This window comes from Micromonospora sp. NPDC050784 (genome assembly GCF_044456765.1).
GTDB classification, from domain to species: Bacteria; Actinomycetota; Actinomycetes; order Mycobacteriales; family Micromonosporaceae; genus Micromonospora; species Micromonospora foliorum.
Genome location: NZ_JBITGG010000007.1, coordinates 38,575 through 54,925 on the forward strand (window position 1 = coordinate 38,575; position 16,351 = coordinate 54,925).

The window sequence follows — 16,351 nt, forward strand, 5'->3', positions numbered from 1 at the left end:
TGGTTGCCACGCCGGGTCGGTCGCCGGCAGCGGCGACCGACCCGGGACAAGCTCAGCGGGTGCCCTAGCCGCCGTTGCTGGGGCGTCGGGCGGTGATCCGGAACGTCCTGCCGACGCCCGCGATGCGGTCCACCGCGGCCAGGAACCTGGGGCCCATGGCGGCCCGGGCCTGCACCGCCGGGTGGGTCGCGCCGAAGTCCTCCGGGTTGGCCTGCCCGTCGGCGAAGAGCGCGTAGGTGAGCACCGCCGCGCCGGAACGGTCGAAGATCACGCCGGCCTCGTGCCGGGCGTCGGCGTACCAGCCGGCCTTGGTGGCGATCCGGGCCCGCTCGTCGGAGGACATGGTGCGCCGGATGCCGTCGGTGAACGCCACCGGGGAGCGCAGGATGCCCAACAGGTACGTCGTCGAGGCGGGGGAGAGCAGCGTGCCAGCGACCAGGGCGCGCAGCAGGTCGTGCGTCTCCCGGGGGGTGCTGGTGCCGAGGAAGAACCGGTTCGGGTTGGCCACCGGCTGGACCTGGGTGTTCGGGAAGCCCTTGGCGACCAGGATGGAGTTGATCTCGGCGGCCGGGGCGACCAGCCCGCACAGCCGCACCGCCGTGTCGTCCGAGACGGTCAGCAGGTTGGCCAGCACGTGCCCGAGGGTCACCAGACTCGGGTACGCGCCGTCCAGGCTGAAGATGCCGTCCCCGCCCGGTACGACGATCGCCGCGCTCACCTCGACCTGCTGGTCCAGGGTGAGCAGCCCTCGGTCGACCTTGTCGAGCACCGCCGTGGCGACGGCGATCTTGTTGACGCTGTACGCCTCGATCCGCCGGTCCGCGTCAGCCTCCACCGCGACCACCGGCGTACCGGCCGGGTCGGCGACGCTGACGTACGCCTGCCAGTTGCCGCCGGCCTCAGCACTGTGCTTGGCGAAGACCTCGGCGACCCGGCGCGCGGCCCGGGCGGGCGTGGTCGGGACGGCCTCGGTGCTCTCGGCGGCGCTCGCCGAGGAGGCGGCGCCCAGCACCGTGCCGGCGGTGACCACCGTGCCCAACCCGAGTGCCGTTCTGCGGTTCAGTCGCATGATCGATCGTCTCCCCCATCGTGGTGCGCCAGAGCGCTTACTGGCCCACCACCCTAGGCGAGTTGATCGATCCACAATGTCCCCCCGAAGTGTTCCGAACAGTCCCGAACAGCTCAGCCGAACCGTCGACGCAGAGCGGCGCCGACCGCACCGGCCGACCCGGCCACGAGTTGTCGCAGGTCGGGCAGGTGGCCGCCGCGTACCGACTCGCCGGCCGGGTTCGGGGCGAAGACCGAACCGTCGTGCGCGGCGACTGACCGACCACTCAGGCCCGCCGCCCGCATCAACGGCCCGACGAGTACGTCGTAGACCCCTGGCAGCACGGTGAAGCCGGCCCGCAGCAGCACGTTGAGCCGGCCCACGGAGACCTCCCGGCGGGGCCGGTCCACGCAGTGCACGATGGCGCGGGCCACCCGCTGCGGGCCGGCGATCGGCGGCGGAGGTCGTCCGACCCGACCCAGATAGTTGGCCGCCTGCTGGTACACCGGAGTGTCCACGCTGCCCGGGTTGACGAGACACAGCCGGATCTCCGGGCTGTCGCGCAACTCCTGCTGCACCGTCCGGACCAGACCCTGCAACCCCCACTTGCTCGCCACGTAGGCGCTCATGTACGGCGCGGTGATGTGCGCCAGCACCGAACCGGTGAGGACCACCGTGCCGGCCCCGGCGGCCCGGAAATGCCGCAGCGCCACCCGCACCGAGCCGGCAGCACCGAGCAGGTCGGTCCGCACCACCTGGTCGAAGACCCGTTCCGGCAGCTCGTCGAAGCGACCGTAGGCCATCACCGCCGCCGTGTGCACCCACACGTCGATGCGGCCGAAGCGGTCGACGGCCGCGCCCGCGAGAGCGTCCAGCGCGCCCGGCACGGTCACGTCGGTCGGCACGGTCAGCACGTCGACGTCGGCGCACTCCGCGCGTACCTCGGCCAGGGTCGTGGTGGCGCGAGCGGCGAGGACCAGGCGGTCGCCGCGCTCGGCGAACGCCCGGGCCGTCGCCCGACCGATCCCGCTGCTCGCGCCAACGATCACGACCACCCGGCTCACGGTGCCCGCTGCAATCGTGACTGCGGGGCTCGCAACCCCGGCTCACTCCTCGCACTCATGGTGCCCGCTGCAATCGTGACTGCGGGGCTCGCAACCCCGGCTCACTCCTCGCACTCATGGTTCGAGCACGACCTTGATGCAGCCGTCCTCCTTCTTCTGGAACATCTCGTACGCCTGCGGCGCCCGGGCCAGCGGCACCCGGTGGGTACGCAGGTCCTCCACGCCCAGCGGGTCGTCGTCGCCGGCGAGCAGCGGCAGGATCTCGTCGGTCCACCGGCGCACGTGACACTGCCCCATCCGCAGCTGGATGCCCCGGTCGAACATCTCCATCAGCGGCATCGGGTCCGCCTCGCCGCCGTACACGCCGGAGATCGACACGGTGCCACCGCGACGGACCCCCTTGACCGCGGCGTGCAGGACGGACAGCCGGTCCACGCCGACCCGGTCGGTCATCGTCTGGGCCAGCTTGTCCGGCAGCAGCCCGACCGCGGCGTGGGCGAACTTCCCCACCGGCGAACCGTGCGCCTCCATCCCGACCGCGTCGATCACCGCGTCCGGGCCACGCCCGTCGACCAGGTCGATCAGCGCGCCCGGCACGTCGGACAGCTCACTGACGTCGAGCACCTCGATGCCGTGCCGGCGGGCCAACTCCAGCCGCTCCGGCACCAGGTCCAGCCCGATCACCCGGCCCGCGCCAAGATGACGGCCGATCCGCGCGCAGAACTGCCCGACCGGGCCCAGGCCGAAGACGGCAAGGGTGCCACCCGGCGGAGTGTCCGCGTACTTCACCGCCTGCCAGGCGGTGGGCAGAATGTCGGACAGGTAGAGGTAGCGCTCGTCCGCGCCGGTCTGCGGGATCTTGATCGGCCCGAAGTGGGCCTGCGGGACGCGCAGGTACTCGGCCTGCCCACCCGGCACCGAACCGTAGAGCGACGTGTAGCCGAACAGGGCCGCGCCCTTGCCCTCGCTGGTGACCTGGGTGGTCTCACACTGGGCGTAGAGCTGGCGCTCGCACATCCAGCAACTGCCGCAGGCGATGTTGAACGGCACCACCACCCGATCGCCCGGCTTGAGCCCGCTCACCTCCGACCCGACCTCCTCGACGATGCCCATCGGCTCGTGACCCAGGACGTCACCCGGCTTCAGGTACGGCCCGAGCACCTCGTACAGGTGCAGGTCGGAACCACAGATCGCGGTCGAAGTGATCTTCACGATCGCGTCGGTCGGCTCCTTGATCTCCGGGTCCGGGACCTCCTCGACCCGTACGTCCCGCTTGCCCTGCCAGGTGAGCGCCTTCATGTCCCTCATCCCTTCTTCCTGCCGTCTGGGAAGACTGCTACCCGGGCTCGGGCACTTGAACCGGCCGCCTGCCCCCGGCCTCAGCCCCACCGCAACCACAGGCCAAGAGCCAAACGCCAGACCGCCGTACCCCCTAGGAAGCGGGATACGGCGGTCTGGCGTCGTGCGGTGGGCCTCAGGAACCGGGGGTGTTGTTGGCTCCCTTGGCGGTGGCCGCGAGGTAGTCGCGGTTGAGCCGGCCGATGGTGTTCAGCGGGATGCCCTTCGGGCAGGCCGGGGTGCATTCGCCGGCGTTGGTGCAGCCGCCGAAGCCGGCCTCGTCGTGCGCGTCGACCATGCCGATGACCCGGGTGTAGCGCTCCGGCTGGCCCTGCGGCAGCAGCGAGAGCTGGGTGAGCTTGGCGGCGGTGAACAGCATTCCGGAGCCATTCGGGCAGGCGGCCACGCAGGCACCGCAGCCGATGCAGGCCGCCGACTCGAAGGCGGCGTCGGCGTTGGCCTTGGCCACCGGGGTGGAGTGGGCCTCGGGTGCGCTGCCGGTCGGCGCAGTGACGTAGCCGCCAGCCGCGATGATCTTGTCGAAGGCGCTCCGGTTGACGACCAGGTCCTTGACGACCGGGAAGGCGCTGGCCCGCCACGGCTCGATGTCGATCGTCTCGCCGTCCTTGAACTGCCGCATGTGCAGTTGGCAGGCGGTGGTGCCGCGCTGCGGCCCGTGCGCGTCACCGTTGATCATCAGGCCGCACATGCCGCAGATGCCCTCGCGGCAGTCATGGTCGAACGCCACCGGGTCCTCGCCCGCGAGGATCAGCCGCTCGTTGAGGACGTCGAGCATCTCCAGGAACGACATGTCCGGGGACACGTCGTCGACCGGGTAGGTCACCATCCGACCCTTGTCCTCAGGGCCCTTCTGGCGCCAGATGCGCAGGGTCAGGTTCACTTGTAGCTCCGCTGCGTGGGGTGGACGTATTCGAACTTCAGGTCTTCCTTGTGCAGCACCGAGGGCTCGCCGTCGGCGGTGAACTCCCAGGCCGCCACGTACGCGAACCGGTCGTCGTCGCGCTGCGCCTCACCGTCGGGGGTCTGGTGCTCGGCCCGGAAGTGGCCGCCGCAGGACTCCTCGCGGTGCAGGGCGTCGATGCACATCAGCTCGGCCAGTTCGAAGAAGTCGGCCACCCGGCCGGCCTTCTCCAGCGACTGGTTGAGCTCCTCGCCGGTGCCGGACACCTTGACCCGCTGCCAGAACTGCTCGCGCAGGGCGCGGATCTCGTCGATCGCCTTGCGCAGCCCGGCCTCGCTGCGCTCCATGCCGCAGTGCTCCCACATGATCTGGCCCAGTTCCCGGTGGAACGAGTCCACGGTCCGGTCGCCGTCGACAGCGAGCAGCCGCTGGACGCGGTCCTCGACGTCGGTGCGCGCCTCGACCGCCGCCGGGTGACTGGCGTCGACCTTCTCCAGCGGACCGGAGGCCAGGTAGTTGGCGATGGTGGTGGGCAGCACGAAGTAGCCGTCGGCGAGGCCCTGCATCAGCGCCGAGGCGCCGAGCCGGTTGGCGCCGTGGTCGGAGAAGTTCGCCTCGCCGATCACGAACAGGCCGGGGATGTTCGACTGGAGGTCGTAGTCGACCCACAGGCCGCCCATCGTGTAGTGCACGGCGGGATAGATGCGCATCGGCACCTCGTACGGGTCCTCGCCGGTGATCCGCTCGTACATCTCGAAGAGGTTGCCGTACTTGGCCTCGATGGCCTTGCGGCCCAGCCGACCGATCGCGTCGGCGAAGTCGAGGTAGACGCCGAGCTTGGTCGGGCCGACGCCCCGGCCCTCGTCGCACACGTTCTTCGCGGCGCGGGAGGCGATGTCGCGGGGGACCAGATTGCCGAAGGAGGGGTAGATCCGCTCCAGGTAGTAGTCCCGCTCGTCCTCCGGAATGTCCTTCGGGCTGCGGTCGTCACCCTTGGTCTTCGGCACCCAGACCCGGCCGTCGTTGCGCAGCGACTCGCTCATCAGGGTCAGCTTCGACTGGTGGTCGCCGGAGACCGGGATGCAGGTCGGGTGGATCTGCGTGTAACACGGGTTGGCGAAGTACGCGCCCTTGCGGTGCGCCCGCCAGGTGGCGGTGACGTTGCAGCCCTTGGCGTTGGTGGAGAGGTAGAAGACGTTGCCGTAGCCGCCGGAGGCGAGCACCACGGCATCCGCCATCTCGGTGCTGATCTCGCCGGTGACCAGGTCCCGGACGACGATGCCCCGGGCCTTGCCGTCCACCAGGACCAGCTCCAGCATCTCGTGCCGGGCGTTCATCTCCACGTTGCCCAGGCCGATCTGCCGCTCCAGCGCCTGGTACGCGCCGAGCAACAGTTGCTGGCCCGTCTGGCCCCGGGCGTAGAAGGTGCGCTGCACCTGGGCGCCACCGAAGGAGCGGGTGTCCAGCAGGCCGCCGTACTCGCGGGCGAACGGCACCCCCTGGGCGACGCACTGGTCGATGATGTTCACCGACACCTCGGCGAGCCGGTGCACGTTCGACTCCCGGGAGCGGAAGTCGCCGCCCTTGACGGTGTCGTAGAAGAGCCGGTGCACGGAGTCGCCGTCGTTGCGGTAGTTCTTGGCCGCGTTGATGCCGCCCTGCGCCGCGATGGAGTGCGCCCGGCGCGGGCTGTCCTGGTAGCAGTAGGACTTGACGTGGTAGCCCTGCTCGGCCAGGGTCGCGGCGGCCGAGCCGCCGGCCAGGCCGGTGCCGACCACGATCACCGTCATCTTGCGGCGGTTGGCGGGGTTGACCAGCTTGGCCTCGAAGCGCCGGGTCTCCCAACGCTTGTCGACCGGGCCGGCGGGAGCCTTGGTGTCGGCGATCGGGTCGCCCTCGGTGAAGAGTTCCATGTCAGGACACCAATCCGGTGAGTACGGCGAACGGGACCACCAGGTACCCGGCGCAGAGCAGCACGGCGAAGACCAGAGCCGCGGTACGCGCCCTGCGCTCGCCGCGTGGCGTCTGCTGGCCGAGGCTGCGGAACGCGCTGAACGCGCCGTGGCGCAGGTGGAAGCCCACCGCGAGGATGGCCAGCGTGTAGAAGAGCGTGACGTACCAGCGTTCCGGCGCGAAGTCGGCGACGACGTTGCCGTACGGCTTGCTGGCGTCGCCGACCGGGTTCAGCGTGCCGGTGGTCAGGTCCAGCAGGTGGTAGATCACGAAGAGCAGGATGATCACTCCACCCCAGCGCATCGTGCGGGCCGCGTAGCTGCCGTTGACCTTCTTGCGGTGGGCGTACTTGACCGGGCGGGCGGCGCGGGCACGCCTGGCCAGCACGGTGGCGGCCACGATGTGCGCGACCACCGCCACCACCAGCACGGTGCGCAGGATCCACAGGAACCAGACGCCCGGCAGTAGTGGCTTGCCGATGTCGCGCAGCCAGTGCGCGTAGTGGTCGAACGAGGTCTCCCCCGTGAACACCTTCAGGTTCCCGAGCATGTGGGCGATGAGGAAGAGCGCCAGCAGGATGCCCGTCACCGCCATGACGGCCTTGAGGCCGACGTTCGAGCGGATGGGCGACCGAGTTTTCGTGATTACCACAGGACCGACGCTAGGAGCACTTCGATCAGTCGTCCAATGCATCAAACTCGCAGTGTTGATAGCCGTAGGCTATTTAGATGCAGCTCCATCAGCTCCGGTACTTCGTCGCGGTGGCCGAAGTACGACATTTCACCCAAGCCGCCGACATCGTGGGCATCACGCAGCCCTCGCTCAGTAAGCAAATTCACGCTCTGGAGGCCGACCTCGGCGCCCCGTTGTTCGAGCGGGTAAGGGGCAACATCACGCTCACCGCGGCGGGTGAGGTGCTGCTGCCGTTGGCCACCCGGATCCTCGCCGACGTGGAGACCGCGACGAGGGAGGTCCAGGAGTTGGTCGGGCTGCGCCGGGGCCGGGTCCGGCTCGGGGCCACCCCCAGTCTGGCCACCTCGCTCGCCCCGCCGGTGCTGCGCCGGTTCCGCGACGCGCACCCCACCATCGACCTCCGCGTCGAGGAGGGCGGCTCCCAGGACCTGGTGCGTGACCTGCTCCGGGGCGATCTCGACCTGGCCCTGATCATCATGCCGGCGCAGGGCGCCGACCCGGGGCTGCGGGTCGACCCGATCCTGCGGGAGAGTCTCGTGGTGGCCTCGGTCGGGGAGGTGGCGACCGCGTCGACGACCGGGGAGCTGCGCATCACCGACCTGCGGGACCAGCCGATGGTGATGTTCCGGGAGGGGTACGACCTGCGCGACGCGACCATCCAGGCGTGTCGGGAGGCTGGCTTCGAACCGACCTTCGCGGTGGACGGCGGCGAGATGGACGCGGTGCTCAGCTTCGTGGAGGCGGGGCTCGGCATTGCGCTCGTGCCGGGCATCGTGCTGGCTCGCCGGCCGGGCGTGCGGATCACCCCCCTCGCCCCGCCCGGGGTGCGGCGGACTATCGCGGTGGCCCGCCGCCGCGACGTCGTACCCACCCACGCAGGTCGGGAGCTTCGACGCATCCTGCTCGCCTACATCCAGTCGGCGATCGACCTCGGCGAACTGCCCCCCGGCGTCGAACCACTGACCTGACCCGGCCGGGGCCGCCGCCGGGAAGCCGGGGCCGCCGCCACGAAGAGGCGGCGGCCCGGCCGCCGGCGGCTCAGCGGCCCTCGGCGTCGTCCATCGCTCGGTAGATCCGCTGCTCGGAGACGGGGTACGGGGTGCCCAACGCCTGGGCGAAGACGTTCACCCGCAGCTCCTCGATCATCCAGCGGATCTGCCGGACGGCCGTCTCCTGTCGGCGGGCCGGCGGCAGGTTGGCGAGCAGGTCGGCGTACTCCTTCTGCACCACCGCGATCCGGTCCTGCTGCTGACGGTCCCGCTGCGGGTTGCCGCCCAGCCGGTCCAGTCGACGCTCGATGGCGGTGAGGTAGCGCAGCAGGTCGGGCAGCCGCGCGTACCCGGTCTCGGTGATGAAACCGGCGTGCACCAACCCGGCGAGCTGGCTGCGGATGTCGGCCAGCGCCGCCACCACGGCGAGGTTGCGGGTCGCGCCGAGCCGCTGCTCGACGGCGTACGCGGCGGCGAGGACCTTGCGCACCCGGTCCATCACCTCGACGACGGTGTCGACGAGGTCGGCGCGAACCTTCTCGCGCAGGGCCGCGAAACCGTCGGCGTCCCACGCCGGCCCGCCGGCCACACCGATCAGCCGGTCGATGGCCGCGCCCGCCGCGTCCTCGATCAGCTCCTGCACGCCGCCGTGCGGGTTGCGGCTCAACGCCAGCTTCGCCTCGTTGTCCAGCCGCCCCTGCAGGAACCGCGCCGGGGACGGCACGGTGAGCCGCAGCAGCCGGCGGGTGCCGGCCCAGTGCGCCGCCTCCGCCTCGGCGGGGGAGTCGAACACCTTCACCCCGACCGTGGCGCCCTCGTCGACGAGCGCCGGGTACGCGGTGACCGCGTAACCGGCGCGGACCTGCTCGATGGTGCGAGGCAGCGTGCCGATGCTCCACTCGCGCAGCCCGGTACGGGCCACCTCGGGCGCGGCGGCCGCCACCACCTGGCGTACCTCCTGGCGGAGTTGGCGTTGCAGGGCCGGCAGGTCCTTGCCCTCGGCGACCGGCTTCTCGTCGTCGCCGAGGACCCGGAAGGTCACCCGCAGGTGCGCCGGCAGCTTGGCCGGTTCCCAGGCGTCCCGGGGCACGGTCACCCCGGTCATCCGGCGCAGCTGGCGGGTGAGCGCGTCCAGCAGCGACTCCTCGCCGGGCGTGATCGCCGCCAGCGCGGCCCGGGCGTAGTCCGGCACCGGGACGAAGTTGCGGCGGATCGCCTTGGGCAGCGAGCGGATCAGCGCGATCACCGTCTCCTCGCGCAGCCCTGGCACCTGCCAGTCGAAGCTCTCCGCCGGCACCTGGTTCAGCAGCGGCAGCGGGATGTCCACCGTGACGCCGTCGTCCGACGTGCCCGGCTCGAACCGGTAGGTCAGCGGCAGGCTCACCCCGTCGGCCTGCCACTCGTCCGGGTAGTCGTCCTCGTCCACCCCCGGCCGGCCGTCGTTGATCAGCAGGTCGCGGGTGAAGGTGAGAAGGTCGGGTTGCTCGCGGCGAACCTTCTTCCACCAGCTGTCGAAGTGCCGCCCGGAGGACACGTCGGCCGGGATCCGCTGGTCGTAGAAGCCGAAGATGGTCTCGTCGTCGACCAGGATGTCCCGGCGCCGGGCCCGGCTCTCCAGCTCCTCGATCTCGGCGAGCAGCCGCTTGTTGTCCGTCCAGAACTGGTGGTGGGTCTGCCAGTCGCCCTCGACCAGGGCGTGCCGGATGAACAGCTCCCGGCTCAGCGTCGGGTCGATCCGCCCGAAGTTGACCTTGCGGGAGCTGACCAGCGGGACGCCGTGCAGGGTGACCTTCTCGTAGGCCATCACCGCGGCCTGCTTCTTCTCCCAGTGCGGTTCGCTGTAGCTGCGCTTGACCAGGTGCTGCGCGAGCGGCTCGACCCACTCCGGCTCGACCCGGCCGGCGATGCGGCCCCACAGCCGGGAGGTCTCCACCAGTTCGGCCGCCATCACCCAGCGCGGTGGCTTCTTGAACAACGCCGACCCCGGGAAGAGCGCGAACTTCGCGCCCCGCGCCCCCAGGTACTCGTGTTTCTGGGCGTCCTTCAGGCCGATGTGCGACAGCAGGCCGGGTAGCAGCGACTGGTGCACCTTCGGGGTGTCGATCTCCTCCGGCAGGTCCGCGCCACCCCGGCGGCCCCGGCCGGCGTCCGCGTCGTCCGAGGTGTCGCGCGCCGGGCGCCCACCACGCCGGTCGCCCTCCTGCGGGGTACGCAGCACCTGCCGCAGTTGGCTGACGATGTCCTGCCACTCGCGGATCCGCAGGTAGTTCAGGTACTCCGCCTTGCACATCCGACGGAACGCGCTGGAGGAGAGCTCCCGCTGCTGCTCGCGCAGGTAGCGCCACAGGTTGAGGAACGCGACGAAGTCCGACTCCTTGTCGGCGAACCGGGCGTGCGCCTGGTCCGCCTGGGCCTGCTTCTCCGCCGGCCGCTCCCGCGGGTCCTGGATGGACAGCGCGGCGGCGATCACCAGCACCTCGGTGGCGCAGCCGTTGCGTTCGCCCTCGACCACCATCCGGGCCAGCCGCGGGTCGACAGGCAACTGGGCCAGCCGCCGGCCGAGCGCGGTGAGCCGCTTCGCCGGGTCGGCCTCGGTCGGGTCCAACGCGCCCAGCTCGTGCAGCAGGTTCACGCCGTCGGTGATGTTGCGCTTGTCCGGCGGGTCGATGAACGGGAACGCGGCGAGGTCGCCGAGCCCGATCGCGGTCATCTGGAGGATGACCGACGCCAGGTTGGTCCGCAGGATCTCCGGGTCGGTGAACTCGGGCCGGGAGAGGAAGTCCTGCTCGTCGTAGAGGCGGATGCAGATGCCGTCCGAGGTACGGCCGCAGCGGCCCTTGCGCTGGTTGGCCGAGGCCTGTGAGATCGGTTCGATCGGCAGCCGCTGCACCTTCAGCCGGCTGGAGTAGCGGGAGATGCGGGCGGTGCCCGGATCCACCACGTACTTGATTCCGGGCACGGTCAGCGAGGTCTCCGCGACGTTGGTGGCGAGCACCACCCGGCGCGACGAGTGCGCGGCGAAGACCCGGTGCTGCTCGGCGCTGGACAGCCGCGCGTACAGCGGCAGTATCTCGGTGCCGAGCAGCGAGCGTTTCTTCTGCACCAGCTTGCCCAGCGCGTCGGCGGTGTCCCGGATCTCCCGCTCACCGCTGAGGAAGACCAGGATGTCGCCGGGGCCCTCGGCGGCCAGCTCCTCGACGGCGTCGCCGATCGCCTGGATCTGGTCGCGGACGTTCTCCTCGTCGCCGTCGCCGTCCTCCTCGCCCTCGGCGAGCTCGACGAGGGGCCGGTAGCGCACCTCCACGGGGTAGGTACGCCCGGAGACCTCGACCACCGGCGCGGGCACGCCCTCCGGCTCGTCGGCGGTGGCTGGGCCGGCGAAGTGCCGGGCGAACCGGTCGGTCTCGATGGTCGCCGAGGTGATGATCACCTTGAGGTCGGGTCGGCGGGGCAGCAGCTCCCGCAGGTACCCGAGGATGAAGTCGATGTTGAGGCTGCGCTCGTGCGCCTCGTCGATGATCAACGTGTCGTACTGGCGCAGCATCCGGTCGGTCTGCAACTCGGCCAGCAGGATGCCGTCGGTCATCAGCTTCACCAGGCTGCGCTCGCTGACCTGGTCGGTGAAGCGCACCTTGTAGCCGACCACGTCACCCAACTCGGTGCCCAGCTCGTCGGCGATTCGGTCGGCCACCGTCCGGGCGGCCAACCGCCGAGGCTGGGTGTGCCCGATCAGGCCGTGCACCCCGCGCCCCAACTCCAGACAGATCTTGGGGATCTGGGTGGTCTTGCCGGAGCCGGTCTCGCCCGCCACGATCACCACCTGGTGATCACGGATGGCGGCGGCGATGTCGTCCTTGCGCTCACTGACCGGCAGCCCCACCGGGTACGTGATCACGGGGACCGCCGCCTGGCGGGCGGCGAGCCGCTGCTCGGCCCGGACCAGGTCGGCGGTGATCTCGGTCAGCGCCGCCTCCCGACGCTGCGGGTCGCGCAGCTTGCGGGCACCGTCCAGCCGCCGCTGGAGCCGGCGCTGGTCGCGGAACATCAGAGGTGTGAGGCGGCGGTGCAGCTCGCGAACGGGGTCGGACGCGACGGAGGCGGTTGGATTCTGCATGTCGTGCCCAAGGATAGGCAGCCCGGCGGCGCACCGCCCCTGGGTTACCGAGCGGCCGGCTCTCCGAAGGCCACCTCCCGTCCCTGGACGGCCACGAGCAGGGCCCTAGAGTTGGCGGCCGACGTCGAGCGCTGGGGGAGCCGGGATGGAGATGCGCGACACCGACCGCGCGTTGGTGCAGGCCGCCGTGGCGGTCTCCAAGCTGCGCTGCCGCAGCCAGCACCACACGGTCGCGTCGGCGGCCCGGACCGCGGACGGGCGGGTCTTCACCGGCGTGAACGTCCAGCACGCCACCGGAGGAGCCTGCGCCGAGCTGGTCGTGATCGGCACGGCCGCGACGCAGGGCATCACCGCGCTGGAGACGATCGTCACGGTCGCCGACCGTGGCCGCGAGGTCGTCGCGCCCTGTGACCGGTGCCAGCAGGTGCTGCGGGACTACTTCCCGGAACTGCGGGTGATCGTCGGCCCGATGGACGCCCTGCGGGTGGTTCCGCTCGGGGAGTTGCCGGCGGAGGCCGGCAGGGGCCCGGCCGGCTGACCGGGCCCCGAGTCAATCTCCGGAGGCCGCCTCCAGCATCGACTGCGGCACCGGCACGCTCTCGAAGCGCAGGTTGCCCTCCGGGAGCAGCCACGACGTGACCCGCGCGACCAGCCGACCGGCCCGCACGGCGGGGTCGTTGGCGAAGAGCGCGCGTGCCTCGTCCGGGGCGATGGAGAGCACCACGAAGCCCCGCAGTTGCTCGTCGTCGGGGTGCAGGAACGGCCCGGCCGCGAGTACCAGCCCCTGCTGCACGAGGCCCGCCTGGTGGGCCAGGTGTGCGTCCCGCAACCGGTCGATCGCGTCCTGCGGTAGCTCCGGCGGATCCGACGGCCGGCTCAGCAGGACGACCGTGTGCTGGTCGAATCGCATGCCCACACTTTATGGCCCGAATCTTCCTCTTCTGGGTGTCATCTGCCATCTGTCCGCCCCGTCATCGTCTGCGAATCTCATTCTCGATAGGGGTTCGCTGCGATTGGGAGGTGCGGCATGGTCAGCAGACGACAACTGCTCGCGGCCAGTGCCGCCGGCGGCGCGGCGATTCTGGTCCCGGCCGGCGGCACGGCGTCGGGCCGGGCGCTCGCCGCGGCAGCACCACTGGACGCCGGCGAGATCCCGAAGTACGTCACGCCGCTGCGGATCCCACCGGCCATGCCGGCGGTGGCGACCGGCCCGGAGCGGGACGAGTACGTGATCGCGGTACGACAGTTCCGCCAGCAGATCCTGCCGCCGTCGTGGCCGCGCACCACCGTGTGGGGCTACGGCTCCACCGCCCACCCCGGAAGCTTCGGCTACCCGGCGCCCACCATCATGGCCCGGGTGGGCCGCCCGGTCCGGGTGACCTGGGTCAACCAGCTCGTCGACGATCGGGGCGACCACCTGCCGCACCTGCTGCCGGTCGACCCCACCCTGCACTGGGCCAACCCGCCGGGCGGACCGGCGGGCCGGGACCGGCACGGTCACTGGGACGGCGACCCCCGGGGGTACCGCGGCCCGGTGCCCCAGGTGGTGCACCTGCACGGTGGGCACAGCACGCAGGAGAGCGACGGACACTCCGAGGCGTGGTACCTGCCGGTCACCCGCGACCTGCCGCCCGACTTCGCGGTGACCGGCAGCGCGTACCGCGAGTTCCGGTCCCGCTTCGCCGAGGGTTCCGGCCTGCGCTGGGCGCCCGGCTCGGCCACCTTCGAGTACGCGAACGACCAGCGGTCCTGCACCCTCTGGTACCACGACCACACGCTGGGGCTCACCCGGGAGAACGTCTACGCCGGACCTGCCGGGTTCTATCTGCTCGGCGGCGGGGACGACCTGCCCGACGGCGTACTGCCAGGCCCGGCGCCGGAACGCGACGATCCGCCGAACGCCCGGTACCACGACATTCCGCTGCTGATCCAGGACCGCAGCTTCACCGCCGACGGCGACCTGCTCTACCCGGAGGGGCACTCGTCGCACGGCGACGTGCCACCGCTGTCGACGTCGGGGTTCTCCGGCTCCGCCATCGTGGTCAACGGCCGCACCTGGCCCACGTTGACGGTCCAGCGTCGGCGCTACCGGTTCCGGCTGCTCAACGGCTGCAACAGCCGGTTCCTGCTGCTCAGCGTGGCCGCCCACGCCACCGCGCGGCCGGCCCGGCCGGTGTTGCCGGTCTGGCAGATCGGCAGCGACGGCGGTCTCCTACCCGAGCCCGTGCCGCACGAACGCGTGACCCTCGGTCCCGCCCAGCGGGTCGACGCGATCGTTGACTTCACCGACGTTCCGGCCGGCACCGAGCTGTACCTCGTCAACGAGGGACCCGACTGGGCGTACGGCGGCGGCCGTCCCGGGGTGGACTTCGACCCCGCCGACCCGCACACCACCGGGCAGGTGCTCCGCTTCGTGGTCACCGACGCGGCCGGCGCGGACCCGAGCGTGCCACCGGAGCAGCTTCGGCTGCCGTCACACCCTCGACTCGGCTCGGCCCAGCGGGTACGCCGGTTGTCGCTCAACGAGCGCAGGGCCGGCGGGTCGGGCGGGATGACCATGCTGCTCGGCGTCCTCGACGAGCGTGGCCGGGGCCGGCCGTTGCGCTGGAGCGACCCGGTGACCGAACAGCCCAGCCTCGGCGACACCGAGGTCTGGGAGGTGCGCAACTTCACCCGGCTCGTGCATCCGGTCCACCTGCACCAGGTCCAGTTCGAGTTGCTCGGCCGGGGGCACTCGGGGAGGGCGCAGCCCGGCCCGGGGGAGCGGGGATGGATGGACACGGTGCTCGCGTACCCGTGGGAGGTGACCCGGATCAAGGCGCACTTCGACCTGCCGGGTCGGTACGCCTGGCACTGCCACCTGCTGGAGCACGAGGACAACGAGATGATGCGACCGCTCAACGTGCTGCCGCGCGGTGGCGCCGCGGCCGGGGACGGTGGCTCGTCGGGCGGGGACGGTGGCTCGTCAGGTGGGCCGGGAGGACCCGGGACGGTATCGACAGACGCCGGTTAGGCCCCTTTCCGCAGCTCGGCTAAGGTTAGGCGAACCTAAGCGTGAACGTGCAGGAGACTCGTGACCACCCTCGCCACCCGGCCGACCCCGGCCCGCAACCGGACCGGCACCCGTACCGGCCGCCGGGTGGCCGTCACCGTCGGGGCCGCGCTGGTGCTGCTGCTCACCGTGCTGGCCAGCTTCGCGCTCGGCAGTCGGCAACTCGGCCTCGACCAGGTCTGGCACGCGCTCGTCGCGCCGGACGGGGGCGACGCCAGCACCATCGTCCGTGAGCTGCGGATGCCGCGGACCGCGCTCGGCCTCGCTGTCGGGCTCGCGCTCGCCGTGGCGGGGGTGCTGTTCCAGGCGCTCACCCGCAACCCCCTCGCCGAGCCGCGCATCCTGGGTATCAGCGCGGGCGCGTCGTTCGGGGTGGTACTCGCCATCTCGGTCTTCGGCGTCGGCACGCTCGCCGGGTACGTCTGGTTCGGCATCGCCGGAGCCCTGATCGCCGGCCTGCTGGTCTTCGCCATCGCCACCCGCGCCCGCGAGGGCGCCAGCCCGGTCACCCTCGCGCTGGTCGGCGCGGCGCTCGACGCCAGCCTGGCCTCCGGGGTGTACGCGCTGCTCAGCATCGACGCCCGTACCTTCGAGGAGTACCGCTTCTGGGTGGTGGGCGGGCTGGCCGGACGGGACCTGTCGGTCGCCGCGCAGGTGCTGCCCTTCGTCCTCACCGGGTTGGTGCTGGCCGCCCTGGTGGCCCGAGGGCTGGACGCGCTGGCCCTCGGTGACGACGTGGCCCGAGGTCTCGGCCACCGGATCGGCCTGGTTCGCCTCGGTGGTGGCCTCGCCGCCGTGCTGCTGACCGGTGCCGCGGTGGCCGCCGCCGGGCCTGTCGCGTTCGTCGGGCTGGCCGTGCCGCACCTGGCGCGCGCCCTGGTCGGCGCGGACCACCGCTGGACCCTCGCCGTCTCCGCCCTGCTCGGGCCGGCGCTGCTGCTCGCCGCAGACATCGTCGGTCGGCTCGTCGCCCCGCCCGGCGAGGTCCCGGCCGGCATCGTCACCGCGCTGATCGGTGCGCCACTGCTGGCCGTGCTGGTCCGCCGTGCCCGGGTGGTGACCGCGTGACCACCACCCGGCGCCCACTGGGCCCCGCTGACCCGTCCGGCCCTTCCGGCCTCTCGGGCCCGGCTGGCTCGCCGAGCTCGGCTGGCTCTGCCGGCTCGGCTGGCCCCGGT

At 71.6% G+C, this 16,351-nt stretch carries 12 protein-coding genes; 4 read left to right on the forward strand and 8 right to left on the reverse strand.

Features of this window, described 5'->3' with window-relative positions:
* Positions 1-64 precede the first annotated feature (64 nt).
* The 6 genes from ACIBD9_RS11590 to ACIBD9_RS11615 form a co-directional block, all read right to left on the reverse strand.
* Positions 65-1,069: a serine hydrolase gene (locus ACIBD9_RS11590; protein WP_387177134.1), complete on the reverse strand. Its 1,005-nt coding sequence runs from the start codon at positions 1,067-1,069 to the stop codon at positions 65-67.
* 113 nt (positions 1,070-1,182) lie between these two features.
* On the reverse strand, positions 1,183-2,103 hold the full coding sequence (locus tag ACIBD9_RS11595) for an SDR family NAD(P)-dependent oxidoreductase (RefSeq protein WP_396716770.1): 921 nt from the start codon (positions 2,101-2,103) through the stop codon (positions 1,183-1,185).
* Between the two features lie 123 nt (positions 2,104-2,226).
* Positions 2,227-3,411: a zinc-dependent alcohol dehydrogenase gene (locus ACIBD9_RS11600; RefSeq protein ID WP_396717169.1), complete on the reverse strand. Its 1,185-nt coding sequence runs from the start codon at positions 3,409-3,411 to the stop codon at positions 2,227-2,229.
* 175 nt (positions 3,412-3,586) lie between these two features.
* Positions 3,587-4,351: a succinate dehydrogenase/fumarate reductase iron-sulfur subunit gene (locus tag ACIBD9_RS11605; protein WP_091401529.1), complete on the reverse strand. Its 765-nt coding sequence runs from the start codon at positions 4,349-4,351 to the stop codon at positions 3,587-3,589.
* Positions 4,348-6,285, reverse strand: a complete 1,938-nt coding sequence (locus ACIBD9_RS11610; RefSeq protein WP_387177132.1) for a fumarate reductase/succinate dehydrogenase flavoprotein subunit — start codon at positions 6,283-6,285, stop codon at positions 4,348-4,350. The genes ACIBD9_RS11605 and ACIBD9_RS11610 overlap by 4 nt, the downstream gene beginning before the upstream one ends.
* Position 6,286: 1 nt before the next feature.
* The gene (locus ACIBD9_RS11615) at positions 6,287-6,970 is read right to left on the reverse strand and encodes a succinate dehydrogenase cytochrome b subunit (RefSeq protein WP_307788828.1); all 684 of its coding nucleotides are present in this window, start codon (positions 6,968-6,970) and stop codon (positions 6,287-6,289) included.
* An 83-nt stretch (positions 6,971-7,053) separates the two neighbouring features.
* Here ACIBD9_RS11615 and ACIBD9_RS11620 point away from each other — a divergent pair, with 83 nt between their 5' ends.
* Positions 7,054-7,986 (forward strand): LysR family transcriptional regulator, encoded by a 933-nt coding sequence (locus ACIBD9_RS11620; RefSeq protein WP_396716773.1) that lies wholly within the window; start codon positions 7,054-7,056, stop codon positions 7,984-7,986.
* 70 nt (positions 7,987-8,056) lie between these two features.
* On the opposite strand, the gene hrpA is transcribed toward ACIBD9_RS11620, so the two are convergent.
* The gene (gene hrpA / locus ACIBD9_RS11625; RefSeq protein ID WP_396716775.1) at positions 8,057-12,121 is read right to left on the reverse strand and encodes an ATP-dependent RNA helicase HrpA; all 4,065 of its coding nucleotides are present in this window, start codon (positions 12,119-12,121) and stop codon (positions 8,057-8,059) included.
* A 145-nt stretch (positions 12,122-12,266) separates the two neighbouring features.
* Here hrpA and ACIBD9_RS11630 point away from each other — a divergent pair, with 145 nt between their 5' ends.
* Positions 12,267-12,659, forward strand: a complete 393-nt coding sequence (locus tag ACIBD9_RS11630; protein ID WP_396716777.1) for a cytidine deaminase — start codon at positions 12,267-12,269, stop codon at positions 12,657-12,659.
* Between the two features lie 12 nt (positions 12,660-12,671).
* Here ACIBD9_RS11630 and ACIBD9_RS11635 read toward each other — a convergent pair whose 3' ends face one another.
* Entirely contained in the window at positions 12,672-13,031 is a 360-nt protein-coding gene (locus ACIBD9_RS11635) for a YciI family protein (RefSeq protein ID WP_396716779.1), read from the reverse strand.
* A 117-nt stretch (positions 13,032-13,148) separates the two neighbouring features.
* Here ACIBD9_RS11635 and ACIBD9_RS11640 point away from each other — a divergent pair, with 117 nt between their 5' ends.
* Positions 13,149-15,134, forward strand: coding sequence for a multicopper oxidase family protein (locus tag ACIBD9_RS11640; protein WP_396716781.1), 1,986 nt, complete (start codon positions 13,149-13,151; stop codon positions 15,132-15,134).
* A gap of 60 nt (positions 15,135-15,194) precedes the next feature.
* Positions 15,195-16,241 carry a FecCD family ABC transporter permease gene (locus ACIBD9_RS11645; RefSeq protein WP_396716783.1) on the forward strand — a complete coding sequence of 349 codons (1,047 nt, stop codon included), beginning with the start codon at positions 15,195-15,197 and terminating at the stop codon, positions 16,239-16,241.
* Positions 16,242-16,351 lie beyond the last annotated feature (110 nt).

What these genes read in the sequence shown, in the direction of transcription:
- ACIBD9_RS11600 (WP_396717169.1), bottom strand. Translation starts at nt 3,411, where the DNA reads ATGAAGGCGCTCACCTGGCAGGGCAAGCGGGACGTACGGGTCGAGGAG.
- ACIBD9_RS11635 (WP_396716779.1), bottom strand. Translation starts at nt 13,031, where the DNA reads ATGCGATTCGACCAGCACACGGTCGTCCTGCTGAGCCGGCCGTCGGAT.
- ACIBD9_RS11590 (WP_387177134.1), bottom strand. Translation starts at nt 1,069, where the DNA reads ATGCGACTGAACCGCAGAACGGCACTCGGGTTGGGCACGGTGGTCACC.
- hrpA (WP_396716775.1), bottom strand. Translation starts at nt 12,121, where the DNA reads ATGCAGAATCCAACCGCCTCCGTCGCGTCCGACCCCGTTCGCGAGCTG.
- ACIBD9_RS11620 (WP_396716773.1), top strand. Translation starts at nt 7,054, where the DNA reads ATGCAGCTCCATCAGCTCCGGTACTTCGTCGCGGTGGCCGAAGTACGA.
- ACIBD9_RS11630 (WP_396716777.1), top strand. Translation starts at nt 12,267, where the DNA reads ATGGAGATGCGCGACACCGACCGCGCGTTGGTGCAGGCCGCCGTGGCG.
- ACIBD9_RS11610 (WP_387177132.1), bottom strand. Translation starts at nt 6,285, where the DNA reads ATGGAACTCTTCACCGAGGGCGACCCGATCGCCGACACCAAGGCTCCC.
- ACIBD9_RS11640 (WP_396716781.1), top strand. Translation starts at nt 13,149, where the DNA reads ATGGTCAGCAGACGACAACTGCTCGCGGCCAGTGCCGCCGGCGGCGCG.